At 64.6% G+C, this 23,882-nt stretch carries 20 protein-coding genes and 2 pseudogenes; 15 read left to right on the forward strand and 7 right to left on the reverse strand.

Annotated features, from left to right (window positions below; translation table 11 throughout):
* Both WS69_RS33600 and WS69_RS33605 read left to right on the forward strand, forming a co-directional pair.
* On the forward strand, positions 1-189 hold a 189-nt coding region (locus tag WS69_RS33600), incomplete at its 5' end, for a hypothetical protein (protein ID WP_156438281.1).
* 108 nt (positions 190-297) lie between these two features.
* Positions 298-429: pseudogene (locus WS69_RS33605) on the forward strand (IS3 family transposase); the annotation flags it as partial.
* 144 nt (positions 430-573) lie between these two features.
* On the opposite strand, the gene WS69_RS20350 reads toward WS69_RS33605, so the two are convergent.
* Positions 574-1,485 (reverse strand): LysR family transcriptional regulator, encoded by a 912-nt coding sequence (locus WS69_RS20350; RefSeq protein WP_059472486.1) that lies wholly within the window; start codon positions 1,483-1,485, stop codon positions 574-576.
* A gap of 149 nt (positions 1,486-1,634) precedes the next feature.
* Between WS69_RS20350 and WS69_RS20355 the strand changes: the two genes are divergently transcribed.
* The 3 genes from WS69_RS20355 to WS69_RS31650 all read left to right on the forward strand — a co-directional run bounded on the left by WS69_RS20355 (position 1,635) and on the right by WS69_RS31650 (position 5,157).
* On the forward strand, positions 1,635-2,939 hold the full coding sequence (locus WS69_RS20355) for an MFS transporter (RefSeq protein WP_059472487.1): 1,305 nt from the start codon (positions 1,635-1,637) through the stop codon (positions 2,937-2,939).
* Positions 2,936-4,414, forward strand: a complete 1,479-nt coding sequence (locus WS69_RS20360) for a M81 family metallopeptidase (RefSeq protein ID WP_059472488.1) — start codon at positions 2,936-2,938, stop codon at positions 4,412-4,414. Before WS69_RS20355 ends, WS69_RS20360 begins: the two co-directional genes overlap by 4 nt.
* A gap of 434 nt (positions 4,415-4,848) precedes the next feature.
* Positions 4,849-5,157 carry an H-NS histone family protein gene (locus tag WS69_RS31650; RefSeq protein WP_082716341.1) on the forward strand — a complete coding sequence of 103 codons (309 nt, stop codon included), beginning with the start codon at positions 4,849-4,851 and terminating at the stop codon, positions 5,155-5,157.
* Positions 5,158-5,654: 497 nt separating this feature from the next.
* Here WS69_RS31650 and gabD read toward each other — a convergent pair whose 3' ends face one another.
* Positions 5,655-7,124 (reverse strand): NADP-dependent succinate-semialdehyde dehydrogenase, encoded by a 1,470-nt coding sequence (gene gabD / locus WS69_RS20365; protein ID WP_059472489.1) that lies wholly within the window; start codon positions 7,122-7,124, stop codon positions 5,655-5,657.
* Between the two features lie 90 nt (positions 7,125-7,214).
* Entirely contained in the window at positions 7,215-8,498 is a 1,284-nt protein-coding gene (locus WS69_RS20370) for a 4-aminobutyrate--2-oxoglutarate transaminase (protein ID WP_059472490.1), read from the reverse strand.
* Between the two features lie 142 nt (positions 8,499-8,640).
* Between WS69_RS20370 and pdxR the strand changes: the two genes are divergently transcribed.
* Positions 8,641-10,215 (forward strand): MocR-like pyridoxine biosynthesis transcription factor PdxR, encoded by a 1,575-nt coding sequence (pdxR, locus tag WS69_RS20375; protein ID WP_059472491.1) that lies wholly within the window; start codon positions 8,641-8,643, stop codon positions 10,213-10,215.
* 234 nt (positions 10,216-10,449) lie between these two features.
* Positions 10,450-10,902, forward strand: coding sequence for a GNAT family N-acetyltransferase (locus WS69_RS20380; protein WP_231747179.1), 453 nt, complete (start codon positions 10,450-10,452; stop codon positions 10,900-10,902).
* Positions 10,903-11,088: 186 nt separating this feature from the next.
* Here WS69_RS20380 and WS69_RS35525 read toward each other — a convergent pair.
* Positions 11,089-11,349 (reverse strand): annotated as a pseudogene (locus WS69_RS35525) (EamA family transporter); the annotation flags it as partial.
* 162 nt (positions 11,350-11,511) lie between these two features.
* Here WS69_RS35525 and selD point away from each other — a divergent pair.
* The 3 genes from selD to WS69_RS20400 all read left to right on the forward strand — a co-directional run bounded on the left by selD (position 11,512) and on the right by WS69_RS20400 (position 14,119).
* Entirely contained in the window at positions 11,512-12,576 is a 1,065-nt protein-coding gene (gene selD, locus WS69_RS20390; protein ID WP_059472494.1) for a selenide, water dikinase SelD, read from the forward strand.
* A 74-nt stretch (positions 12,577-12,650) separates the two neighbouring features.
* The gene (locus WS69_RS34965; protein ID WP_231747180.1) at positions 12,651-12,806 is read left to right on the forward strand and encodes a hypothetical protein; all 156 of its coding nucleotides are present in this window, start codon (positions 12,651-12,653) and stop codon (positions 12,804-12,806) included.
* A 251-nt stretch (positions 12,807-13,057) separates the two neighbouring features.
* Positions 13,058-14,119: a purine-nucleoside phosphorylase gene (locus tag WS69_RS20400; protein ID WP_059472496.1), complete on the forward strand. Its 1,062-nt coding sequence runs from the start codon at positions 13,058-13,060 to the stop codon at positions 14,117-14,119.
* Between the two features lie 196 nt (positions 14,120-14,315).
* On the opposite strand, the gene WS69_RS20405 is transcribed toward WS69_RS20400, so the two are convergent.
* Positions 14,316-14,609 (reverse strand): DUF4148 domain-containing protein, encoded by a 294-nt coding sequence (locus WS69_RS20405; protein WP_059472497.1) that lies wholly within the window; start codon positions 14,607-14,609, stop codon positions 14,316-14,318.
* Between the two features lie 266 nt (positions 14,610-14,875).
* On the opposite strand from WS69_RS20405, the gene WS69_RS20410 reads away from it, so the two are divergent.
* The gene (locus WS69_RS20410) at positions 14,876-15,088 is read left to right on the forward strand and encodes a hypothetical protein (protein ID WP_059472498.1); all 213 of its coding nucleotides are present in this window, start codon (positions 14,876-14,878) and stop codon (positions 15,086-15,088) included.
* 165 nt (positions 15,089-15,253) lie between these two features.
* On the opposite strand, the gene WS69_RS33610 is transcribed toward WS69_RS20410, so the two are convergent.
* Both WS69_RS33610 and ceoR read right to left on the reverse strand, forming a co-directional pair.
* Positions 15,254-15,457: a hypothetical protein gene (locus WS69_RS33610; protein ID WP_156438283.1), complete on the reverse strand. Its 204-nt coding sequence runs from the start codon at positions 15,455-15,457 to the stop codon at positions 15,254-15,256.
* A gap of 266 nt (positions 15,458-15,723) precedes the next feature.
* Positions 15,724-16,728 (reverse strand): putative multidrug efflux transcriptional regulator CeoR, encoded by a 1,005-nt coding sequence (gene ceoR / locus WS69_RS20420; RefSeq protein ID WP_059472500.1) that lies wholly within the window; start codon positions 16,726-16,728, stop codon positions 15,724-15,726.
* A gap of 188 nt (positions 16,729-16,916) precedes the next feature.
* On the opposite strand from ceoR, the gene WS69_RS20425 reads away from it, so the two are divergent.
* The 4 genes from WS69_RS20425 to WS69_RS20440 are packed head-to-tail and all read left to right on the forward strand — an operon-like array spanning position 16,917 to position 23,842.
* Complete coding sequence (locus WS69_RS20425; RefSeq protein WP_059472501.1) at positions 16,917-17,771, forward strand: alpha/beta hydrolase; 855 nt, start codon at positions 16,917-16,919, stop codon at positions 17,769-17,771.
* 48 nt (positions 17,772-17,819) lie between these two features.
* Positions 17,820-19,055, forward strand: coding sequence for an efflux RND transporter periplasmic adaptor subunit (locus WS69_RS20430; protein ID WP_059472502.1), 1,236 nt, complete (start codon positions 17,820-17,822; stop codon positions 19,053-19,055).
* 58 nt (positions 19,056-19,113) lie between these two features.
* Positions 19,114-22,299: a multidrug efflux RND transporter permease subunit CeoB gene (gene ceoB, locus WS69_RS20435; RefSeq protein ID WP_059472503.1), complete on the forward strand. Its 3,186-nt coding sequence runs from the start codon at positions 19,114-19,116 to the stop codon at positions 22,297-22,299.
* Between the two features lie 10 nt (positions 22,300-22,309).
* Positions 22,310-23,842: an efflux transporter outer membrane subunit gene (locus tag WS69_RS20440; protein WP_059472567.1), complete on the forward strand. Its 1,533-nt coding sequence runs from the start codon at positions 22,310-22,312 to the stop codon at positions 23,840-23,842.
* Positions 23,843-23,882 lie beyond the last annotated feature (40 nt).

Genomic DNA, 23,882 nt, shown 5'->3' on the forward strand with positions numbered 1-23,882 from the left:
TTCCTGCAAATCCAACAACACCGTTTCGGCCTCACCGCCTTTCCGTATAAGCCGTCCAGGATTGTTCAGGTTCGACTCGATAACATCACGCAGCAGAACGCCGCGCTCGTCGAAGAAAGCGCGGCGGCGTCGGAGAGCCTGCGGCAGCAGGCGACGATGCTCGTCGAGGCGGTGGGGGTGTTTCGCTGAGAGCGGGGCGGCGGCGCGCGGCGAACGTGCGTCGATGCTCGGATCAGGTGGTCACGGCGCGCAGAAACTACATCTGCGCATCGGACCGTCCAGATGAGATGTCGCTCGCCGAAACCAGATGCGGCTACCGTAGTGCGTAACATCGCCGTCGCGTTCGAGCATTACAATGAGCAGCATCCTCACAGCGCACTGAAATTTCGCTCGGCACGCGAGTTCAGGCGCAGAACCGATTCATCAACTCAAACGTGGGGCGGTGTCCGGAGATGCAGGGGTAAATCAATGTTGCCTGTGTCAATTCGAGCTTGGCCACCGCGTCGTATTTGCGTCGCCCGTTTCGCTTACGCCCAACGCTCGGTGGTAATGCGTTGAACGACCGGACCCTGATCATTGACGAAATGCGCTCATGTTAGATTCGATCCGCTTCAACAACTCATCCGCCGCAGCCGCGAGCGCGCGGCCAGCTTTGACGATGATGGACGTCGATTGCTTACCTAGCGCAGGGTGATCAATAGGCACTCCGACCAATGTTCCAGCTTCGACCTCCCGCTGGATCGTAAAAGTAGAGACAAAAGCGACCCCAAGGCCTTGCAGTGCAAATCGGCGAAGCACGTCAAGCGTATTCGCGACGACTATCGGCTTGAACTTCACTGCTTCGGTATGTGCGACGCTTTCCATCAATCCACCTAAACCATAAAGCGAAGGCATTGTTGCGAACGGATATGCGACCGCGCGCGCGAAAGGAATAGGGCCGGTATGCTTTGCCAACGGATGATCCGGGTGAATGGCGGCGATCAGTCCGTCCCGAACACTGCGGTAGACGGAGATTCCATCGGTGGGAGGCGGATTATAAACGAGGCCAATATGCGCGGTATCGGTAAGGATATCCTCGATAATCTCCCGAGTTGCACGCTGGTTCAGTAAAACACGAACATTCGGATAGTCTCGACAGAATCCCCATAATATTTCGTTTGTAAACGGACCCATCATGCTTTCGCTAGCAGAGACCGAAACAATACCCGTCTTCAGTGAGCGTAGCGAGTCAATCTGACCCTTGAAAACCTCAAATTGCGACTCACAACCGCGGTGGTACTCCAAATAGAGCTCCGCCTCGCGTGTCGGCATTACTCCGGACGGCTCACGGTTAAATAGCTGAAGCCTCAGTTCTGCTTCCAGCTTACGAATCTGCCGACTGACTTCTGAGACGGACATCTCAAGACGTTCTGCAGCCTTTCTAAGAGAGCGTTCTATCATGACTGCTTCGAAACATTGAACTTGCCGTGATTTGTTTAAATCCATGAACGAATCCTAATGCAAGTGCCTTGTGGGTGGCAGATTTCACCACGGGGTGTCTCGCATAATGACATCCAGTCGAGATAAATCTTCTGTATAGTCGTTATTAATTTAGCTGCACAATAATTCGATAACTTAACGCTGCCAAGACCTGAATGTCCACTCCATTTGTAGATGTGTCTGCCCCACGAGCCAGTGCTTTCAGAAAAATCAACTTACGGATACTGGCATTTTTGACAGTATGCTACTGCATCGCGTACGTAGATCGCGTCAACGTTGGATTTGCGAAGCTGCAAATGCAGCAAGAACTCGGGCTCAGTGATGCTGCCTACGGCCTGGGTGCCGGCATCTTCTTTCTGGGTTACGTTCTGCTCGAGGTGCCGAGCAATATGCTCCTCGTACGTATTGGCGCACGAAAGACGTTAAGCCGGATCATGGTGCTGTGGGGTGGAACAACCGTGGCGACAAGCATGGTTTCCGACGCTACGACGTTTTATGTCCTTCGCTTCTTTCTTGGCGTTTTCGAAGCAGGCTTCGCGCCCGGCATCATCTACTTTCTGACTCGTTGGTATCCGAGACGGCAGATGGGACGGACGATGGCGATTTTGATGTGGGCGTTACCGGTCGGGTCAATCGCGGGAGGCCTAGCATCCGGAGCGATTATCGAGTACTTCAGTGGGTTGGCGGGATTGTCCGGGTGGCAATGGATGTTCATTCTTGAAGGCATTCCCGCATTGATTATGGGGATCGTCACATTCGGAACGCTGAGCGAATCACCCGTTGGGGCAAACTGGCTCACAGCGGACGAGAAACGCGCAGTCTTGACTGAACTCGGCCACACTTCGCCGGCACACCTGGGTCATCGAGCATTGATGCGTGTCGCTACCGACGGGCGCGTCCTCCTGTTGGCGCTGACGTACTTCGGTCTCATCAGTGGAATCTATGCTGTTGGGTTCTGGCTACCGACCATTCTCAAAACAGCTGGGCTACACAGTTATTTCGAAATTGGTGCGTATTCGGCCGTACCGTATGTGCTGACTATCATCGTGATCTATGTGGTTGGTCGACTCTCCGACCGCAACCGTGAACGACAACTTCATGCGGCATTGTCGACCGCAGTGGGCGCAGTTGCCCTCATGGCAGCGGCCCATTTCTCCGATCAGTTTGTCGTGGCACTTACGGCCATCTCGATTGCGACGGCGGGCACGTACGCTGGTTACACCGTCTTCTGGGCCATACCGGCCGACTATTTTTCTGAAGACACCGCCGCCATCGGCATTGCATTCGTCAACACGTTAGGTTTGTTTGGCGGATTCGTCAGCCCAACCCTGATCGGCTGGGTGAAGACCACAACGGGCAGCAGTGAAGCCGGCTTTCTCGCGATCGCGGTGCTTCTGCTCGCAAGTGCCTTCGCGCTTGCCGCTCGTCCCGCAGGTAACGTCAAGGTGCTCACATCATGAGAATCTATGTTGCTGGATTCTTGCATGAGACCAACACATTCGTTGAGACGCGCACGCAGTATGTCGACTTCGCACATGGCGCAAACGGTCCGATAGCAGTAGGCGACGCTCTCTTTGCAATGCGTGACGCGAACCTTCCGGTTTCCGGCTTTTTGCAATCGGTCGCGGATACGCTGAACGTTGTCGCCCCTGGGATATGGACTTATGCGACTCCATCCGGCGTTGTGACGGGTGACGCGTACGAACGAATCGTCAATGAAATTCTGCGTCGCGCTTGTGAGGCACGCCCAGATGCAGTCTATTTGGATTTGCACGGGGCAATGGTGTCCGAACGATACGAAGATGGGGAAGGCGAACTGTTGAAGCGGCTACGCATGATGGTTGGTCCGAGGCCGATAATCGTTGCGTCCCTCGATTTGCACGCAAACGTCACCGAGCAGATGTTTGAGTATGCTGACGCGCTCGTGCCGTTTCGTACCTATCCGCATGTCGACATGGCGGAGACAGGGGCGCGTTCCGCGCGGACTTTGTTCCGAATCGCCGAATCGGGCAGACGCCCTTATCGCGCGTTTTGGCGTGCTCCATTCTTGATTCCGATTGAAGCGATGTCGACTTCCCAGTCGCCCGCTGCGGAGACTTATGCTCTCGTCGCGGATGTAGAGCTAAGGTATGGCGTCGACCTTGGGGTTGCGCTCGGTTTTCCCGCTGCCGACATCCGCGAGTGTGGGCCGGCCGTATGGGCATGCGGTTCCAGCAAGCGCGAGGTCAAGAGTGCACTTGAAGAACTCAAGCAGCGGATCGTGGAGAGCGAGGGAAAATGGAAAGCGACGTATTTCAGCCCTGATGAGGCAGTCCTGCGGGCCAAGACGCTCGCCGTCGCGGCGACGCGCCCAATCGTGATCGCGGACACGCACGACAATCCCGGTGCTGGCGCGGATTCCGACACGACGGAAATGATCGAGGCGCTACTTCGTCATCGGGTGCGACGCGCAGCTATCGGGATCGTCTGCGATCCTGCTGCGGCGCGGAGCGCTCATGAGTCCGGCGTCGGTGCTCGCGTGAGCCTGGCGCTTGCAGGGCACACGAGTCATCCGCTCCGTGGCGAATTTCTCGTCGAGTCGATATCTCACGGTCGGTGCAGACTCGAAGGCCCGATGATGCGAGACTTGGAACTTCACCTCGGTCCGTGCGCATGTTTAAAGATCGATGGCGTGCGTGTGGTGGTCAGCACCGTGAAAACCCAACTCCTGGATCGCAATCTGTACAGGATGGTCGGGATCGCTCCAGAGAAAATGGCTATCTTGGTAAACAAGAGTTCCGTTCACTTTCGAGCGGCATTCGAGCCTATAGCCGAGGCAATCCTCATCGCGCGAACGACAACGGGCATTGTGACCGACCCCGAGCGTTTACCGTGGAGAAAAATCGATCCACGGATGCGACTTGGACCGGGTACTCAAACTAGAAGAGTGTATTAACCGAAAACGGCTTCACCGAGTGTTGCAGCACCCGGCGAAACCTAATCATAGATTCGTCAAGAAGAGAGCGAGCCCTATGACTAAGCACATGGTACTCGAAAATCCGAGTACATTGTCGGTTCTATCTTATTTGCCGCCGACACTTTTTCGTGTCGATCTTTGGCGGCCAGACTACACGATTTCATCCACCGCCGCCGCCCGGCCGACCTAGATGCTGCCGGAGATTTCAAACTCTCGGCCCTGATAAGCGATACCGTTTCTCCAAACGCGGCTGTAGCGCGTCGCAAGCTTAAAGTCGCTTGCGCCGGGAATTTCGAAAATCCATTATGCGTTAGTGGCCGCCGCCTGCCTTCAATCTGCCTCGGTGCAGGCGGCCTTGCGATCGCTGTTTACGGCGGTCGCCTTTTTATTCCGCGCTCGAAGGGAGATGTATTATGGAAACATATGAAGAGCTAAAAGCAAAGCTTGATGAGCTTAATAAGGAAACCGAAGCAGCTCGTCAACGTGAAGTAACAACAGTTTTGTCAGACATCCGAGAAGCTGTCTTGAAATATGAGATCCGGCCCGAGCAAATTTTCCCAACTTGGACGAGACTAAGGACACGTGATAAACGGCGAGGCTCGCTTCCTCCTAAATATCGAAACCCGATGACGGGGGAGACGTGGAACGGCCGAGGACGGATTCCGAAATGGATGTCCAGCCTATCCCGCGACGATTTCCTCATCGATCGGCCTACGCAGTAAGCCATTGAGCACTGGCACGATACTCGAGCCGCCTTTCGCGTTGCGTAATATCGAGCGAATTTGAATTTACGACTTGCCAGTCGAACATCGCCCGGAGCGTTCGTGCCAATTCCAACGGTGGAAATGGGATTCGCGCGAGTGAGCGGAGAACACTCTGTGCGCTTGGTCTCGCTGCCGGAGATGCTCGACTCGCCAATGCCACTAACTAACCTGTTAAATTTGATAGGTTTCGCGCCACACACCCATGGTGCCATCGGCAGAGTTATCGTGAATATTCGTTAATTTGACTGAATTTTAAAATTGACGCTCTATGAGGAGTGCTTCAATCGCTTCGAAAATCAATGCTCCTTCAATTAAAAATCAAAACAGAAACCTGACTGTCTCGCCGCGCCCCATTTGAACGATACGCTATGCGGTTTCGAGGGATTGGGGAGGCTGATTTTGCAGTCTGTTCGGACAGGGAGTCCGACCGCATTTCGCATGACGCGCGTCACACGTCACACAGCGAGACACATGTACTTGATCACGACGTAGTCATCGATCCCGTAGTGCGATCCTTCGCGGCCGAGGCCCGACTGCTTGACGCCGCCGAACGGCGCGACCTCGTTCGAGATGATCCCGGTGTTGATGCCGACCATCCCGTATTCGAGCGATTCCGCGACGCGCCACACGCGGCCGATGTCGCGGCTGTAGAAGTACGCGGCGAGGCCGAACTCGGTGTCGTTCGCATGGCGGATCGCCTCGTCGTCGGTCGAGAACCTGAAGAGCGGCGCGAGCGGGCCGAACGTCTCGTCCTTCGCGACCTTCATGTCGGCCGTCACGCCCGTCAGCACGGTCGGCTCGAAGAAGCCGTGGCCGAGCGCGTGGCGCTTGCCGCCCGTCGTCACGCGCGCGCCCTTGCCGAGCGCGTCCGCGATGTGCGATTCGATCTTCTTCACGGCCGCTTCGTTGATGAGCGGCCCCTGGACGACGCCTGCTTCCGTGCCGAGCCCGACCTTCAGCTTCGCGACGGCGGCGGACAGCTTCTCGGCGAACGCGTCGTAGACCTTCTCGTGCACGTAGAAGCGGTTCGTGCATACGCACGTCTGCCCGCTGTTGCGGTACTTCGACGCGATCGCGCCGTCGACCGCCGCATCGAGATCCGCATCGTCGAACACGATGAACGGCGCATTGCCGCCGAGCTCGAGCGACACCTTCTTCACGGTCGGCGCGCATTGCGCCATCAGCAGGCGCCCGACGGGCGTCGAGCCGGTGAACGACAGCTTGCGCACGATCGGGTTCGATGTCAGCTCGCCGCCGATCGCCTTCGGGTCGCCGGTGACGACGCTGAACACGCCGGCCGGCACGCCCGCGCGCTCGGCGAGCACCGCCATCGCGAGCGCGGAGAACGGCGTCGCCTCGGCCGGCTTTACGACGATCGGGCAGCCTGCCGCAAGCGCCGGGCCGACCTTGCGCGTGATCATCGCCGCCGGGAAGTTCCACGGCGTGATCGCCGCGCACACGCCGACCGGCTCCTTCGTCACGACGATCCGCTTGTCGGCGGCGGGCGTCGGGATCGTGTCGCCGTACACGCGCTTGCCTTCTTCCGCGAACCATTCGAGGAACGACGCCGCATAGCCGATCTCGCCCTTCGCTTCCGTGAGGGGCTTGCCTTGCTCGGTCGTCAGGATGAGCGCGAGGTCGTCCGCGTGCGCGACCATCAGGTCGTGCCACTTGCGCAGGATCGCCGCGCGTTCCTTCGCGGTCTTCTTGCGCCACGCGGGCCATGCGGCGTTCGCCGCGTCGATCGCGCGGCGCGTCTCGGCCGCGCCCATCGCGGGCACGGTGCCGATCGGCGCGCCCGTCGCCGGGTTGCGGACTTCGAAAGTCGCGCCGTCGTCGGCGGCCTGCCATTCGCCCGCGACAAACGCGCGCTTGCGCAGCAGCGCGGGATCTTTCAGTGCAAGGGTTTCGTGATCTGTACTCATCGTGTGTCGACCGTATGCGGAAACGATTGGCGCCGCCGGGCGCGGCGCGGCGATGCCGTGACGCGCGCGCGGCGGCGAAGACCCAGGCGCTCAGGCGGGCACGCCCACCGCCTCCTTCAGCACGCTCTCGAGAATGCCGAGCGCTTCGTCGAACACGGCATCCGGTATGGTGAGAGGAAACAGGAAACGTATCACGTTCGCGTCGACGCCGCAGATGAGCAGCAGCAGACCGCGCTCGAGCGCCGCCGCCTGCACGCGCTTCGTGAACGCGGCGTCGGATGCGCGCGTGTCTGGATCGACGAACTCGGCGGCGACCATCGCGCCCGGGCCACGCACGTCGACGATCTGCGGCACGTCGGCGCGCAAGGCAGCGAGCTTCGCCTTCAGCTTGTCACCGAGCACGGCCGCGCGGTCGGCGAGCTTTTCTTCGTCGATCACGTCGAGCACCGCATGCGCGGCGGCGACGGCGAGCGGATTGCCCGCGTACGTGCCGCCGAGGCCGCCCGGCGCGGCGGCGTCCATCACGTCCGCGCGGCCGACGACGCCTGACAGCGGCATCCCGCCCGCGAGGCTCTTCGCGATCGTCATCAGATCGGCGGACACGTCGTAGTGCTCCATCGCGAACAGCTTGCCCGTGCGCGCGAAGCCCGTCTGTACTTCATCGGCGATCAGGAGGATGCCGTGCGCGTCGCACAGCTTGCGCAGCGCGCGCACGAAGTCGGCGGGCGCCGGGTTGAAGCCGCCTTCGCCCTGCACCGGCTCGAAGATGATCGCGGCGACGCGCTTCGGATCGATGTCGGCCTTGAACAGCGTCTCGACGGCGTCGATCGAATCGGCGGTCGTCACGCCGCGCAGCGCGTTCGGGTACGGCGCGTGGAACACGTCGCCCGGGAACGGGCCGAAGCCGAGCTTGTACGGCGCGACCTTGCCCGTCAGCGCCATGCCCATCATCGTGCGGCCGTGGAAGCCGCCCGCGAACGCGATCACGCCCGGCCGGCCGGTGTACGCGCGTGCGATCTTCACGGCGTTCTCGACCGCTTCCGCGCCCGTCGTGAAGAACGCGGTCTTCTTCGGTTGCGCGATCGGCGCGCGCGCGTTGATCTTCTCGGCGAGCTCGACGTACGACGCGTACGGCACGATCTGGTACGCGGTGTGCGTGAAGTGCTCGAGCTGGTCGGCGATCGCCTTCACGATCTTCGGATGGCGATGGCCCGTGTTCAGGACCGCGATGCCGGCCGCGAAGTCGATGAAGCGGCGGCCCTCGACGTCCCACAGCTCCGCGTTCTCGGCGCGCGCGGCGTAGAAGTCGCACATCACGCCGACGCCACGCGGCGTCGCCGCGTTCTTGCGGGCGTGCAGATCGGCATTGTTCACAATCGTCTCTCCTCGTGGTTCGAATGCGCCGGCGGCGACGGCCGTCGGCGGGCACGTCGTCCCGGCGTGCGCGTTGAAACGACTATAATCAAACTTGGCTCTGAAAATCAGAGCCATTTTGATAAATATATAGGAGCCAATCATGCGGGCGAGCGTGCTGTCGGACTGGCTGGCGCAGCGGATCGTGCGCGGCGGCGGCGCGCAGCCGATCTATCGGCAACTGCACCGGTTGCTGCAGCAGGCGATCCTGACCCGCGAACTGCCGGCGGGCGCGCGCGTGCCGTCGTCGCGGCTCCTCGCGGCGGAGCTTGGAATCGCGCGCAACACCGTCACGCAGGTCTATGAGCAGCTCGCGCTCGAAGGCTATGTGACGTCGGCGACCGGGCGCGGCACGTTCGTCGCGGACAGCGCGCCCGACGAGATCGTCGGCGCGCCGGCCGAGCCGCAGCCGGGAGCGCCGGCGTCGGCGGCCCCGGCTGCCAAGTCCGGGGGAACCGATGCGGCATCCGACCTCGGCTCCGAGCTCAATCCCGCGCCCCGCTCGCTGTCCGCGCGCGGCGCGCGCCTCGTCGGCGGCGCGGGCGTGTCGAAGCGGCAGGGCGGCGCGTTCATGCCGGGCGTGCCGGACGTGTCGCGCTTCCCGGCGCGCGTATGGACGCGGTTGCACAACAAGTACTGGCGGCGCTTGCGCCCCGAATTGCTGACCTACGCGCCGGGCGGCGGGCTCGCGTCGCTGCGCGAGGCGCTCGCCGACTATCTGCGCACGTCGCGCTCGGTGCGCTGCGCGCCCGGGCAGATCATCGTGACGACGGGAATCCACCAGTCGATCGATCTGGCGGTGCGCTTGCTGACCGATCCGGGCGACGTGATCTGGACCGAAGATCCGTGCTACTGGGGCGTGCGCAGCGTGATGCACGTGTCGGGCCTGACGACGCGGCCGATTTCCGTCGACGAAGAGGGGATCGCGCCGGCCGCTGCCGATTTCGCGGCGCCGCCGAAGCTGATGCTCGTCACGCCGTCGCACCAGTACCCGCTCGGGATGGTGATGAGCCTCGCGCGGCGTCGGATGTTGCTCGAATACGCGCGCCAGCACGGCGCGTGGATCATCGAAGACGACTACGACAGCGAATTTCGCTACGGCAGCCGGCCGCTCGCGTCGCTGCAGGGACTCGACACGGCGGAGCAGGTGATCTACGTCGGCAGCTTCAGCAAGACGCTGTTTCCGGGCTTGCGGGTCGGCTATCTAGTCGTGCCGGAGCCGCTCGCCGAGCGCTTCGCGACCGCGAGCGCCGAGCTGTACCGCGAAGGGCAATTGCTGCAGCAGGCGGTGCTCGCCGAGTTCATCGCCGAAGGGCACTTCGTGTCGCACATCCGCAAGATGCGCACGCTGTACGGGCAGCGTCGGCAGACGCTGCTCGACGCGCTCGCGCGCCGCTATGGCGACGCGCTGCCCGCGGTCGGCGGCGACGCCGGGCTGCATCTCGTGATGCGGCTGCCGGACGGCGCCGACGATCAGGCGGTCACGCGCGCGGCGCTCGAGCGCGACATCGTGGTGCGCGCGCTGTCAGGCTATTACGCGGATGCGCAGCGCGCGTCGCCGGGGCTGCTGCTGGGATACGCGTGCGTGCCGGAGGACGAGATCGCGCGTGCGTTCGATACGCTGTCGCATGCAATCGACGAAACTGCGTCGGCGAGCCTGAGCGTCGCGGCTGGATAAACGCGGCGGACGCGATGCGCGGCTCGTGTGGCCGTCGACGCATGCGCGTCCGGCATTCACGGGGCGATGAGCCCGCCGGCTTCGAGTGCGCGCGCGAATCGTCGGAAGACGGCGCGAAATCGGCGCTTGCACCGATAATCGGCCTTTGCTTCATACAACGGGGATATCGTGAGCGAGCCACTCATTGCTTTGCAGGACGCCAGAATTTCATTCCGGCGCGTTTCGGCGTTCACCGTGACCGACGTCTGCGAGCTCAGCGAGACGCTATCGGAAGCGCAGCGCGAGATGGTCGCGGACAACGGCACGTCGATCGCCGAAGCGCACTTTTCCGAAAATGCCTGGTTTCGTGCGATCTATGCCGATGAAACGCTCGTCGGCTTCATCATGTTGCACATCGGGGCCGATCACGACGACGGCATCGATTGTCCGGGCGTGTTTCTCTGGCGCTTCATGATCGCCGGACCGTATCAGCGAACGGGAATCGGCAGGAAGGCGATCGATTTGCTGGTCCGGAACCTTCGGCTCAAGGGCTTCAACGAACTCCATACGAGTTACGGTCTCGGCGACGGCAGCCCGGAAGGTTTTTACCGACGCCTCGGCTTCAGCCTGACGGGCGGCGCCTACGGCGACGAACTCGAGGTTGTGCTGAGCCTCGACGACTACGGCCGAAAGCACCAAGGCCAGTGACGTCCGAAACGCCTCGCGGCAGCGCGCTCGGCCCGGCGCGTCGAGGGGCCGTTTCGCGGCCGGATCGGCAACGCGTGCTCGATGGTCGTCGCGCGCGCGTCGAGCCGACGCCCGCCGTCAGTAGCCGATCCACACGGCGAACGCGAGCACGCCGCACGACAGCGCGAGCAGCACGCCGAAGAGCGGCAGCGCGAAGCAATAGCCGAGCTCGAGGAGCGCCGACGCCGCGATGTACGGCCACGCGGGCGCGGGCGGCAACGCGAGCGCGAGCGCCGCGCCGAACACCAGATACGGCGCCGACATCATGTCGAGCTGCGCGACGCGGTCTTCGCTGACGTGCCGGAATGCGTTCCACGCCGCGTGCAGCAGCGCGGAGAACAACACGAGCAGAACGAACAGTTGATCCATCGACGCGGGCGCGTGCGGCCGACAGCGGCCGGCCGGGATGGCGAAGCGCACGATTATCGCCGCGTTTCCGGTTTCGCGCCGGCTCGCGGGCACGCGGGGGCCGCGTGTGGCAGGGGCACAGTACGGCGCACGGCGGGCTTGTGCGCAATAGCGCGCCGGATTGTCGATAATAGAGCGTTCTGTCTTTTACTGGATTCCGCGATGACCGAGACCAAGCAAACCGACGCGGCGGCGCCGCGCCTCACGAGCCTGTCGCACGGCGGCGGCTGCGGCTGCAAGATCGCGCCCGGCGTGCTGTCGGAACTGCTCAAGCGCAATGCGCCGCCCGCGCTCTTTCCCGATCTGCTCGTCGGCACCGAGACATCCGATGACGCGGCCGTCTATCGTCTGAACGACGAGCAGGCGATCGTCGCGACCACCGATTTCTTCATGCCGATCGTCGACGATCCGTTCGACTTCGGCCGGATCGCCGCGACGAACGCGCTGTCCGACGTCTACGCGATGGGCGGCAAGCCGGTTCTCGCGCTCGCGCTCGTCGGCATGCCGATCAACGTGCTGCCGCACGAGACGATCGCCGCGGTGCTGCGCGGCGGCGAGGCGGTGTGCGCGGACGCGGGCATTCCGGTCGCGGGCGGCCATTCGATCGATTCGGTCGAGCCGATCTACGGGCTCGCGGCGCTCGGCATCGTTCATCCGGCGCGCGTGAAGCGCAATGCGGCCGCGCGTGCGGGCGACGTGCTCGTGCTCGGCAAGCCGCTCGGCGTCGGCGTGCTGTCCGCCGCGCTGAAGAAGGGCCGGCTCGATGCCGACGGCTACGCGCAGATGATCGCGACGACGACGAAGCTCAACCGGCCAGGCACGGCGCTCGCCGCGCTGTCGGGCGTTCATGCGCTGACCGACGTGACGGGCTTCGGCCTGCTCGGCCATACGCTCGAGCTCGCGCGCGGCGCGGGGCTGACCGCGCGCGTGCGCTACGGCGCGCTGCCTTGGCTCGCGGGCGTCGAGGCGCTTGCGGCCGACGGCGTGTTCACGGGCGCGTCCGGCCGCAATTGGGCAGCGTACGGCCACGACGTGCGCCTGCGCGACGGCCTGTCCGCCGTCGCGCAGGCGCTGCTTACCGATCCGCAGACGTCGGGCGGGCTGCTCGTCGCGTGCGCGCCCGAGGCGGTCGACGACGTGCTCGCGTGCTTCCGCGATGACGGCTTCGATCGCGCCGCGGTGATCGGCGAGATGGTCGACGGGCCGGCGCGCGTCGACGTGAGCTGACGCGCGCTTGCGTTTGCGACGCCGGGTGATTGGCGTCGTGGCCTTCGTATTTCGTATCTCACTCACGCGCGAACGTGCGCCATGCACGCGGCCGCGCATGGCCCGAATTGCGCGAGCGCGCGGTCATGTCGATGTTCTTCGCCACGCGCGCGAGCCTGCTGACGATCCTGCTGTTCCGTGGCGATGCGTCATCGTCATCGTCATCGGTCACGCTCGCTCGTGCGCATTGACTGTCGCGCGCAATCGCGGTGCTCATCGGCCATCTCGCCGAATAGCTCCTGTTCGCGCTCGACGGCAGCGCACTCGGGCGTTTCGTCGAATCTCTCCGCCGGCTCGCGGCGATGCAGGCAGCGGCCGCCGTCGTCGTGCACGCACACGGCGTCCCAAGTTTCGCTCACGTCTGAATATTGGCGTCCTTTATACTTCACGCGCAGTCTCCGAACGCCGTTCTCATCGAACTCACTTTTAATAAGGAACGCTAATGCTGACTCGCTCGGTACTTTCCGCAGCCGTGTTTTCGCTCGCTGCTTGCGCGATGGCGCCGTCCGTTGCGCAGAACAACGGCGACGCATTCGCCGAAGCCGGCGCCCAGGGCCGCCCGGTCAAGGTGATGATCATCACGATGTTCGGCCCCGAAGGTCAGGCGTGGCTCGATCGTCTCGGTCCGTGGAAGAACATCGCGGTGCCCGGCCTGTCGCCCGACTATCCGGACGTGCATTGCAATAAGCAGGACGTGTGCGTCATCACGACCGGCATGGGCTACGCGAACGCCGCATCGACGATGATGGCGCTCACGTTCTCGCGCCGCTTCGATCTGCGGCAGACGTATTTCCTGATCTCGGGCATCGCGGGCGTCGATCCGGCGAGCGGCACGCTCGGCACCGCCGCGTGGTCGAAGTACCTCGTCGATTTCGGCATTCAGTGGGAGCTCGACGCGCGCGAAATTCCGCCCGGCTGGAGCGGCGGCTATCTCGGCATCAACACGAAGAGCCCGAACGACAAGCCGCCGCTCGACTATCGCACCGAAGTGTTTCAGCTCAACGGCAAGCTCGCGGACACCGCCTATGCGCTGTCGCGCAACGTGCCGCTCGCGGACAGCGCGCAGGCGCAGGCGGCGCGCGCGAAGTTCAACTACGCGCCAGCGAACCAGCCGCCTGTCGTGACTCGCTGCGATACGTCGTCGGGCAACACGTGGTTCTCCGGCACGCGGCTCGGCGAGCGCGCGCGCCAGTGGACGAAGATCCTCACCGACAACAAGGGCACGTACTGCATGACCGCGCAGGAGGACAACGCGACGTTCGAGGCGCTCAAGCGCGCGTCGAGCGCGAATCGCGTCGACCTGAATCGCGTCGCGGTGCTGCGCACCGGCTCGGATTTCGATCGTCCGTATCAAGGGCAGACGAGCGTCGACAATCTGCTCAACTACGCGGATCAGGGCGGCTTCCCGCTCGCGACCGAGAACCTGTATCGCGCGGGCAATCCGCTTGTGCAGGACATCGTCACGCACTGGGGCGAATGGAGGGACGGCGTGCCGCGCCGTTGATGCGCGCGATGCGCGATGCCCGTCAGCGTGCGGGCGCGGTCGAGCGAAACGGTTTCCAGACAGGCGTGCTGTCGTCCCAGTGATCGAGCTGCGACGGAATCGGACTGTTCATGATCGTAGTCTCATGCTGACGAAAGACGTGACTGCATGATGGATAGCGCGCCGCGCATCGGCTTCGATGCGCGGCGCGCTGCGTTTACCGGCCCGCGCCCGCGAGCTGGTTCGCGTCCGGGTCCGGGCGATACGGACGTTGCGCGACGAGCTCGGCGCCGGGCGGCGCGTACGACATCGACTTGCGCAATGCCGCGAGCGTACCGTCGCGCTGCGCCTGTTCGAGTTCCGCGCGGACTTCGGCGCGCGTGCGGGTGCTGTTGCCGTGCCACGACGCGTCGCCGTAGCCGCCAGCAGGACCGATCCCGCCGTCCGCGAACGCCGGCGCGGCAATGGTGAGCGCGACGGCTGCGAGGGCGAGAAGACTGCTGCGTTTCATGATGTGACTCCTGTCGATTCGATGCGCACGCCGGAAACGGTGCGCGACAGGTTGTACTTTAGGTGCGTGCGCAACGGCGATAAATGGCGATGTCGCGAATTGAATTATCGCGAGGATGGAACAATCGGAGTCCGTGACGCCGGCAGGGTTTTGCTCTGACGGACGCGAGCGGCTTGTCGTGGCGGTGCGTGGTGGTGCGCGGCGACGCGCGGTCGCGGTGCGTTCGACCGAGCGGATGCGTCGATCGAGCATGAGAGCGTCACGCGTTGATCGTGGTGTTCGGCGCGATTCGGATCGGCGTGCCGTCGGGTTTTTCGCGCAGGTTTTTCGAGGCCGACGAGATGAGAAAGCAACGCCGCGCGGCACGCGCTGCGTCGAATGGTGAACGGACGAAATGCGGCGACATGGAACGCGCAAATCGAATGCGCACGTCGTTCGAACGCGGCGCATCGCGTTCACGTCGCATCGATGCCGCGTAACGCGTGTGCTCCGGTCGAGCGATAGCGTACCGGAACTCGTGTGCTGATCGCATCGATGATGCGCATTTCGCAAGCAATCGATGAGATGGCGCAAGTGGTCGAGTCTGTGCGATCCGTGCGATGCAGCGCGACAAGCGACAAGCGACGACCGCGCATCGACGCGCTTCACCGGCAGGTCCACCGAATGCGCTTCCGTAGCAGCACGATCAAGCGCCGCGCGAGCGAGAAGTCCGCCGCTCGCTCGCCGCCGTAGCGTGTCGATTGGTTGCAGGCTGCGGGGTGCGCGAACATAACGGCGTCGGCGCGTCGAATGCGCTGGAAGGAAAGCGCGTTGCGCATGACGCCGGCAAGCCGGCGGACGATGCGCATCCTGCCGTGTGCGTTCCCGAAGACTCGCGAGGAAAGCCGAGGCACCGATTGCAGCGGCAAAGCGAGCCGCTTTTAATTGAGCGACTTCTTAAAAAAGAAGGCGGAAAAGTGAATTGCGTACGCCACGATTTCGCGGCGTACGCGTGCTGCGGTCGGGAAGCACGCGCTGCGAACAGCCTTGTGCGATGTGCCTCTTCGTCCTCGGCAAACCAAACGTCCGACGTACGCGCGCCGCGGCCACGCGCCCGGATTACGCAACCAACCGCTCAAGCCACCCACTCGTTCAACACCGGCGTGTCGAGCGAAGGCGCGCGCTCGGCGTCCTCGAAGGTGCGCTTGCTGCAGGTCGCGTCGAGCCCCTTGCGGCCGCTCAGCAACGGGCAGCGGTCGAAGATCTCGGCGATCCAGTCGACGAATACGCGCACCTTCGGCGACAGATGCCGGCTGTGCGGATAGACGACCGAAATCGGCATCGGCAGCGGCTTGTAGCCCGGCAGCACTTCCTTCAGCGTGCCGTCGCGCAATTGCGGCAGCACCATGAAGAGCGGCGGCTGGATCAGCCCGAAGCCTTCGATCCCGCAAGTCACGTACGCGTCCGCGTCGTTGACCGACACGAGGCCGTTCATCTTCACCTCGACTTCCTTGCCGTCGATCAGGAACGCCCAGTCGATCGTGCGCCCGGTGCGGCTCGAGAAGTAGTTGACCGCCTTGTGCTGCGCGAGCGCCTCGATTGTTTGCGGCTCGCCGTACTTCTCGAGATACGCGGGCGACGCGACCGTCGTGCCCTCGAACAGCCCGACTCGCCGCGCGACGAGCGACGAATCCTGCAGCGCGCCGACGCGGATCACGCAGTCGATGCCTTCCTGCAGCAGATCGACCGGCCGGTCCGACAGGCCGAGCTGCAGGTCGATATCCGGAAAGCGCGTATGGAATTCGCACAAAGAAGGGATCACGATCAGGCGTCCGATCGAGCCCGGCATGTCGACCCGCAGCTTGCCGTGCGGTTTTCGGTTGTTGATCTGGAAGCTCGCTTCGGTTTCCTCGACGTCCGCGAGGATGCGCACGCAGCGCTCGTAGTACGCGGCGCCGTCGGGCGTGAGCGACAGGCGGCGCGTCGTCCGGTGCATCAGCCGCACGCCGAGGAATGCTTCCAGATTCTGGATGATCGTCGTCACCGACGCGCGCGGCAGGCCGAGCGTCTCGGCCGCTTTGGTAAAGCTGTTCGTATCGACGACGCGCGTAAACACCTGCATGGCCTGCAATCGGTCCATTACTCTACCTCCGCGGTATCTGAACCCCGAACAAATACAGGCCGCGACACCGGATAAGGCGACGCAGCCGACGATTGTTCAGGGGGCGTGAATTGTGTTGCCGGATTATAGGCATTTATCCCGATGTCTGCCGGACCCAGAATGCGATCCATCCCGTAATGGACGCGCAACGCCGCGCACGACACGTCATGGACGCATTCGATTTCCGCAGCCAAATTCCCCGCGCGAGCGCAGACGCCGCTCGCGCGCGGCCGGCGCTCGCGGTGTCGGATGTCGTGATCGGCGGCTACGCGCAAGACATCGTGCTGCGTCTATATCGGCGCCCCGACAAGTCCGCGTTGCCTGTAGTGCTTTATTTCCACGGCGGCGGTTTCGTGCGCGGCTCGCTCGACGACGCCGACCAAGCCGCGCGCCATCTCGCCGAGCACGTGCCGGCGCTCGTCGTGTCGGTCGATTATTCGCTCGCGCCGCAGCATCCGTTTCCAGCCGCGCCGGAAGACGCGTATTGCGCGGCGCGCTGGGCCGAAGCCCGCGCGCGCGCGTTCGGCGGCAATCCGCGCAAGATCGGCGTCGCGGGGCACGACGCGGGCGGCCAGCTCGCGAACTGTCTCGCGTTCATCGCGCGCGACCGCGGCGAGATTCGCATCGCCGCGCAGGCGCTGATCGGCCCGATGCTCGATCCGAGCCTCACGCGTCTCGCCGACGCGGCGCGCCTCGCTTCGTCCGACGTTACCGCGCAGGAGTGCGCTGCGTGCTATCGCGCGTACTTGCCGCAGCCGTCGCAGCGGATGCATCCGTACGCGGCGCCGCTCGAATCGGTGCGCCTCGCGGGGCTGCCGCCGACGCTCGTCGCGACCGCGCAGAACGACGTGCTGCACGTCGAGGCGGAGAAGTACGCGAGCTGTCTGATCGAGGCGGGCGTGCCGACGCAGGTGGTCCGCTATCGAGACATCTCGCACGCGACGCTCTCCGGCCACGCGCCTGCGCTCGAAGAGGCGACGCGGTTCTTCCAATGCCGTTTCAGCGCGGGTTTGCCGGGCTGAAGCCGTTTCATCCGAATCCAGAACAACCGACAACTTGGGGGTTTTTTCATGGCTATCTTGCGTACTTCCCGTTCGCGGATCGCGGCCGCGACGCTTGCGGCCGTCGTCATCGCGGGCCTTGGCGCGTTCGGCGCGATCCGCGTGAACGCGAGCGCTCCGGACAAGTCGGCGGCGCCGCTGCCGGAGGTCGACGTCGCGAACGTGCTGTCGAGGACGATCACCGACTGGCAGTCCTACTCGGGACGCCTCGAGGCGGTCGAGAAAGTCGACGTGCGTCCGCTCGTGTCGGGCACGATCGTGTCGGTGAACTTCAAGGACGGCGCGCTCGTGAAGAAGGGCGACGTGCTGTTCGTGATCGATCCGCGTCCGTATCAAGCCGAACTCGATCGCGCGGCCGCGCAGCTCGCCGCCGCGCAGGCGCGCAGCGGCTACGCGCAGAGCGACTGGCAGCGCGCGCAGCGCCTGATCGGCGACAACGCGATCGCGAAGCGCGACTACGACGAGAAGCAGAACGCCGCGCGCGAGGCGTTTGCGAACCTGAAGGCGGCCGATGCCGCGCTCGAGACCGCGCGGATCAACCTCGGCTACACGAAGATCACGGCGCCCGTGTCGGGCCGCGTGTCGCGTGCGGAGATCACACTCGGCAACGTCGTGTCGGCGGGCGCGTCGGCCGCGCCGCTGACGACGCTGGTTTCGGTGTCGCCGATCTACGCGTCGTTCGACGCGGACGAGCAGACCTACCTGCAATACATCGGCGGCGCGAAGGACGGCCGCAAGGTGCCCGTCGAGCTCGGCCTCGCGAATGAGAGCGGCTATTCGCGGCAGGGCGTGATCGATTCGGTCGACAACCGGCTCGACACGTCGTCCGGCACGATCCGCGTGCGCGCGCGCTTCGACAATCAGGACGGCGCGCTCGTCCCCGGCCTCTATGCGCGCGTGAAGGTGGGCGGCAGCGCGCCGCATCCGGCGCTCCTCATCGACGACGCGGCGATCAACACCGACCAGGACAAGAAGTTCGTGTTCGTCGTCGATCCGCAGGGCCGCGTGTCGTATCGCGAAGTGCAGCTCGGCTCGCAGCACGGCAATCAGCGCGTGATCGTCGGCGGCTTGTCGGCGGGCGACCGGATCGTCGTGAACGGCACGCAGCGCGTGCGTCCGGGCGAGCAGGTGAAGCCGCATCTCGTGCCGATGACGGGCGGCGACGACGCGGCCGCGACGGCTGCCGCGCCGGTCGCGGGCGGCGTGCAGCGTCCGCAGGGCGCGCCAGGCAACGCGCGCGCGTGACGGGCGGCCGTCCAGGCAAGCCCGCCGCGCAAGCGCGCTCAATCAGACAGAGCCTTTCATGAACATATCGAAATTCTTCATCGATCGACCGATCTTTGCAGGGGTGCTGTCGGTCGTCATCCTGCTCGCCGGGATGATCGCGATGTTCCTGCTGCCGATTTCCGAGTATCCGGAAGTCGTGCCGCCGTCCGTGATCGTCAAGGCGCAATACCCGGGCGCGAACCCGAAGGTGATCGCCGAGGCGGTCGCGTCGCCGCTCGAGGAACAGATCAACGGCGTCGAGGACATGCTGTACATGCAGTCGCAGGCGAACAGCGACGGCAACATGACGATCACCGTCACGTTCAAGCTCGGCACCGATCCGGACAAGGCCACGCAGCTCGTGCAGAACCGCGTGAACCAGGCGCTGCCGCGCCTGCCGGAAGACGTGCAGCGGCTCGGGATCACGACGGTCAAGAGCTCGCCGACGCTGACGATGGTCGTGCACCTGATCTCGCCCGACAACCGCTACGACATGACGTATCTGCGCAACTACGCGCTCATCAACGTGAAGGATCGGCTGTCGCGCATTCAGGGCGTGGGCCAGGTGCAGCTGTGGGGTTCGGGCGACTACGCGATGCGCGTGTGGCTCGATCCGCAGAAGGTCGCGCAGCGCAATTTGACGGCCGACGATGTCGTGCGCGCGATCCGCGAGCAGAACGTGCAGGTCGCGGCGGGCGTGATCGGCGCGTCGCCGACGTTGCCCGGCACGCCGCTGCAGTTGTCGGTGAACGCGCGCGGCCGTCTGCAGAGCGAAGAAGAGTTCGGCGACATCGTCGTGAAGACCGCGCCGGACGGCGGCGTCACGCATCTGCGCGACATCGCGCGGATCGAGCTCGACGCGTCCGAGTACGGGCTGCGTTCGCTGCTCGACAACAAGCCGGCCGTCGCGATGGCGATCAACCAGTCGCCAGGCGCGAACTCGCTCGCGATTTCCGACGAAGTGCGCAAGACGATGGCCGAGCTGAAGCAGGACTTCCCGGCGGGCGTCGACTACAAGATCGTCTACGACCCGACGCAGTTCGTGCGCTCGTCGATCAAGGCGGTCGTCCATACGCTGCTCGAAGCGATCGCGCTCGTCGTGATCGTCGTGATCGTGTTCCTGCAGACCTGGCGCGCATCGATCATTCCGCTGATCGCGGTGCCGGTGTCGATCGTCGGCACGTTCTCGCTCCTGCTGCTGTTCGGGTATTCGATCAACGCGCTGTCGCTGTTCGGGATGGTGCTCGCGATCGGGATCGTCGTCGACGATGCGATCGTCGTCGTCGAGAACGTCGAGCGGAACATCGAGAACGGGCTCACCGCGCGCGCGGCCACCTACAAGGCGATGCAGGAAGTGAGCGGGCCGATCATCGCGATCGCGCTCACGCTCGTCGCGGTGTTCGTGCCGCTCGCGTTCATGTCGGGCCTGACCGGCCAGTTCTACAAGCAGTTCGCGATGACGATCGCGATCTCGACGGTGATCTCGGCGTTCAACTCGCTGACGCTGTCGCCCGCGCTGTCGGCGATCCTGCTGAAGGGGCACGGCGAGAAGGAAGACGGGTTGACGCGCGTGATGAATCGCGTGCTCGGCGGCTTCTTCAAGGGCTTCAACAAGGTGTTCCATCGCGGCGCGGAGCACTACGGCCGCGGCGTGCGCGGCGTGCTGTCGAGAAAGGCGGCGATGCTCGGCGTGTATCTCGCGCTCGTCGCCGCGACCTTGATGATCTCGAAGATCGTGCCGGGCGGCTTCGTGCCAGCGCAGGACAAGGAGTATCTGATCGCGTTCGCGCAACTGCCGAACGGCGCGTCGCTCGACCGCACCGAGAAGGTGATTCGCGACATGGGCGCGATCGCGCTGAAGCAGCCGGGCGTCGAGAGCGCGGTCGCGTTTCCGGGGCTGTCCGTGAACGGCTTCACGAACAGCTCGAGCGCGGGCATCGTGTTCGTCACGCTCAAGCCGTTCGATCAGCGCCACGGCAAGGCGCTGTCGGCGGGCGCGATCGCGGGCGCGCTGAACCAGCGGTATTCGGCGATGAAGGATTCGTTCGTCGCGGTGTTCCCGCCGCCGCCCGTGCTGGGCCTCGGGACGCTCGGCGGCTTCAAGATGCAGATCGAGGATCGCGGCGCGGTCGGCTACGCACGGCTTGCGGATGCGACGAACGATTTCATCAAGCGCGCGCAGCAGGCGCCGGAACTGGGCCCGCTCTTCACGAGCTACCAGATCAACGTGCCGCAGCTCAACGTCGATCTCGATCGCGTGAAGGCGAAGCAGCTGGGCGTGAACGTGACCGACGTGTTCGATACGATGCAGATCTATCTCGGCTCGCTGTACGTGAACGACTTCAACCGGTTCGGCCGCGTCTATCAGGTGCGCGTGCAGGCCGATGCGCCGTTCCGCCAGCGCGCGGACGACATCCTGCAACTGAAGACGCGCAACGCGGCGGGCGAGATGGTGCCGCTGTCGTCGCTGGTGACGGTATCGCCGACGTTCGGTCCGGAGATGGTCGTGCGCTACAACGCGTACACGGCGGCCGACGTGAACGGCGGCCCCGCGCCCGGCTACTCGTCGGGACAGGCGCAGGCGGCGATCGAGCGGATCGCGGCGCAGACGCTGCCGCGCGGCGTGAAGTTCGAGTGGACGGACCTCACGTATCAGCAGATTCTGGCCGGCGACTCGGCGATCTGGGTGTTCCCGATCAGCGTGCTGCTGGTGTTCCTCGTGCTCGCCGCGCTGTACGAGAGCCTGACGCTGCCGCTCGCGGTGATCCTGATCGTGCCGATGAGCATTCTGTCGGCGCTGACGGGCGTGTGGCTCACGCAGGGCGACAACAACATCTTCACGCAGATCGGCCTGATGGTGCTGGTGGGGCTGTCCGCGAAGAACGCGATCCTGATCGTGGAATTCGCACGGGAGCTCGAGCATGACGGCAAGACGCCGTTCGAGGCGGCGGTGGAGGCGAGCCGGCTGCGGCTGCGGCCGATCCTGATGACGTCGATCGCGTTCATCATGGGCGTGGTGCCGCTCGTGCTGTCGACGGGCGCGGGCGCGGAGATGCGGCATGCGATGGGCGTCGCGGTGTTCTTCGGGATGCTCGGCGTGACGCTGTTCGGCCTGATGCTGACGCCGGTGTTCTACGTGGTGCTGCGCACGCTCGCGGGCGGCAAGATTCACGTCGCGCAGAAGGATTCGGCGGGCTATGGTCTGCCGGCTCCGGACGCTTGAGGATAGAAAGATGAACAAGACCAAGATCAACGACGGCTTCAAGCGTCTCGCGAAGATCGCGGCGGCGAGCGGCCTGCTCGTCGTGCTGCTCGCCGCGTGCGCGGTCGGGCCCGACTACAAGCGGCCGGACGTCGCGACGCCCGCCGCGTTCAAGGAAGCGCCGGCGCTGTCGCCGGGCGAGCAGGCCGGCACGTGGAAGACGGCCGAGCCCGCCGACGCCGCGCATCGCGGCGAATGGTGGCGGGCGTTCGGCGACCCGGTGCTCGACGCGCTCGAGGAGCAGGCGCTCGCCGCGAACCAGAACCTGAAGGCTGCGGCGGCGCGCGTCGAGCAGGCGCGTGCGGCGACCCGCGCCGCGCGTTCGCAGTGGTTTCCGCAAGTGGGCGTCGGTTTCGGGCCGACGCGCGAGGGGCTGTCGTCGGCGTCGCAGTTCCAGCCGCAGGGCGCCGGACCCACGACGGCGACGCTCTGGCGCGCGCAAGGCACGGTGTCGTACGAGGCGGACCTGTTCGGCCGCGTGAGCCGCAATGTCGAAGCGTCGCGCGCGGACGCCGCGCAGAGCGAGGCGCTGTTCCGCTCGGTGCAGCTCGCGCTGCAGGCGGACGTTGCGCAGAACTACTTCGAGCTGCGCCGGCTCGATTCCGACCAGGATCTGTACCGCCGCACGGTCGAGCTGCGCGAGGAAGCGCTGAAGCTCGTGCAGCGGCGCTTCAGCGAAGGCGACATCAGCGAGCTCGACGTGTCGCGCGCGAAGAACGAACTCGCGACCGCGCAGGCGGACGCGGTCGGCGTCGCGCGGCGGCGCGCGGTGTCCGAGCATGCGCTCGCGATCCTGCTCGGCAAGGCGCCTGCGGATTTCTCGTTCAAGGAGACGCCGATCGCGCCGGTCGCGGTGCGGGTGCCGGCGGGGCTGCCGTCGGCGCTGCTCGAGCGGCGGCCGGACATCGCGGCCGCCGAGCGCGCTATGATGGCCGCGAACGCGCGCGTCGGCCTCGCGAAGTCCGCTTACTTCCCGAAGCTCGATATCACGGGCGCGTTCGGCTATGAAGCGGCGACGCTCGGCAACCTGTTCCTGTGGTCGAGTCGCACGTTCCTGCTCGGACCGTTCGCGGGCGCCGCGCTCACGCTGCCGATCTTCGATGGCGGGCGGCGGAGCGCGGGCGTTGCGCAGGCGCGCGCGAAGTACGACGAAGAAGTCGCAAACTACCGGCAGCAGGTGCTCGTCGCGTTCCGCGAAGTCGAGGACAACCTCGCCGATCTGCGTCTGCTCGACGACCAGATCCACGCGCAGAACGATGCGGTCAACGCGTCGCGGCGCGCGGCGACGCTGTCGCGCACGCAGTATCAGGAAGGCGCGGTCAGCTATCTCGACGTGATCGACAGCGAGCGCTCGGTGCTCGAGTCGCAGTTGCAATCGAATCAGTTGACGGGCACGCAGGCGGTATCGACGGTCAACCTGATTCGTGCGCTCGGCGGCGGCTGGGGGGCGGACGTGGCCGTCGGTGCGCGCGAGCCGGCGCGGCAGGACGTGGCGGCGCGTTGACGAGGGCGCGGCGGCTCCAGGTCGCGAGCCGCCGTTGCGC

The sequence above is a fragment of the Burkholderia sp. BDU5 genome, assembly GCF_001522845.1.
Classification (GTDB): Bacteria; Pseudomonadota; Gammaproteobacteria; order Burkholderiales; family Burkholderiaceae; genus Burkholderia; species Burkholderia mayonis.

Bases quoted from the DNA above. Each gene is read 5' to 3' on its own strand.
- WS69_RS20350 (WP_059472486.1), bottom strand. From the start codon at position 1,485: ATGGATTTAAACAAATCACGGCAAGTTCAATGTTTCGAAGCAGTCATG.
- WS69_RS20440 (WP_059472567.1), top strand. From the start codon at position 22,310: ATGAACAAGACCAAGATCAACGACGGCTTCAAGCGTCTCGCGAAGATC.
- ceoR (WP_059472500.1), bottom strand. From the start codon at position 16,728: ATGGACCGATTGCAGGCCATGCAGGTGTTTACGCGCGTCGTCGATACG.
- ceoB (WP_059472503.1), top strand. From the start codon at position 19,114: ATGAACATATCGAAATTCTTCATCGATCGACCGATCTTTGCAGGGGTG.
- selD (WP_059472494.1), top strand. From the start codon at position 11,512: ATGACCGAGACCAAGCAAACCGACGCGGCGGCGCCGCGCCTCACGAGC.
- WS69_RS20355 (WP_059472487.1), top strand. From the start codon at position 1,635: ATGTCCACTCCATTTGTAGATGTGTCTGCCCCACGAGCCAGTGCTTTC.
- WS69_RS31650 (WP_082716341.1), top strand. From the start codon at position 4,849: ATGGAAACATATGAAGAGCTAAAAGCAAAGCTTGATGAGCTTAATAAG.
- WS69_RS20430 (WP_059472502.1), top strand. From the start codon at position 17,820: ATGGCTATCTTGCGTACTTCCCGTTCGCGGATCGCGGCCGCGACGCTT.
- WS69_RS20425 (WP_059472501.1), top strand. From the start codon at position 16,917: ATGGACGCATTCGATTTCCGCAGCCAAATTCCCCGCGCGAGCGCAGAC.
- WS69_RS20400 (WP_059472496.1), top strand. From the start codon at position 13,058: ATGCTGACTCGCTCGGTACTTTCCGCAGCCGTGTTTTCGCTCGCTGCT.
- WS69_RS33610 (WP_156438283.1), bottom strand. From the start codon at position 15,457: ATGCGCATCGTCCGCCGGCTTGCCGGCGTCATGCGCAACGCGCTTTCC.
- pdxR (WP_059472491.1), top strand. From the start codon at position 8,641: ATGCGGGCGAGCGTGCTGTCGGACTGGCTGGCGCAGCGGATCGTGCGC.
- gabD (WP_059472489.1), bottom strand. From the start codon at position 7,124: ATGAGTACAGATCACGAAACCCTTGCACTGAAAGATCCCGCGCTGCTG.
- WS69_RS20360 (WP_059472488.1), top strand. From the start codon at position 2,936: ATGAGAATCTATGTTGCTGGATTCTTGCATGAGACCAACACATTCGTT.
- WS69_RS20405 (WP_059472497.1), bottom strand. From the start codon at position 14,609: ATGAAACGCAGCAGTCTTCTCGCCCTCGCAGCCGTCGCGCTCACCATT.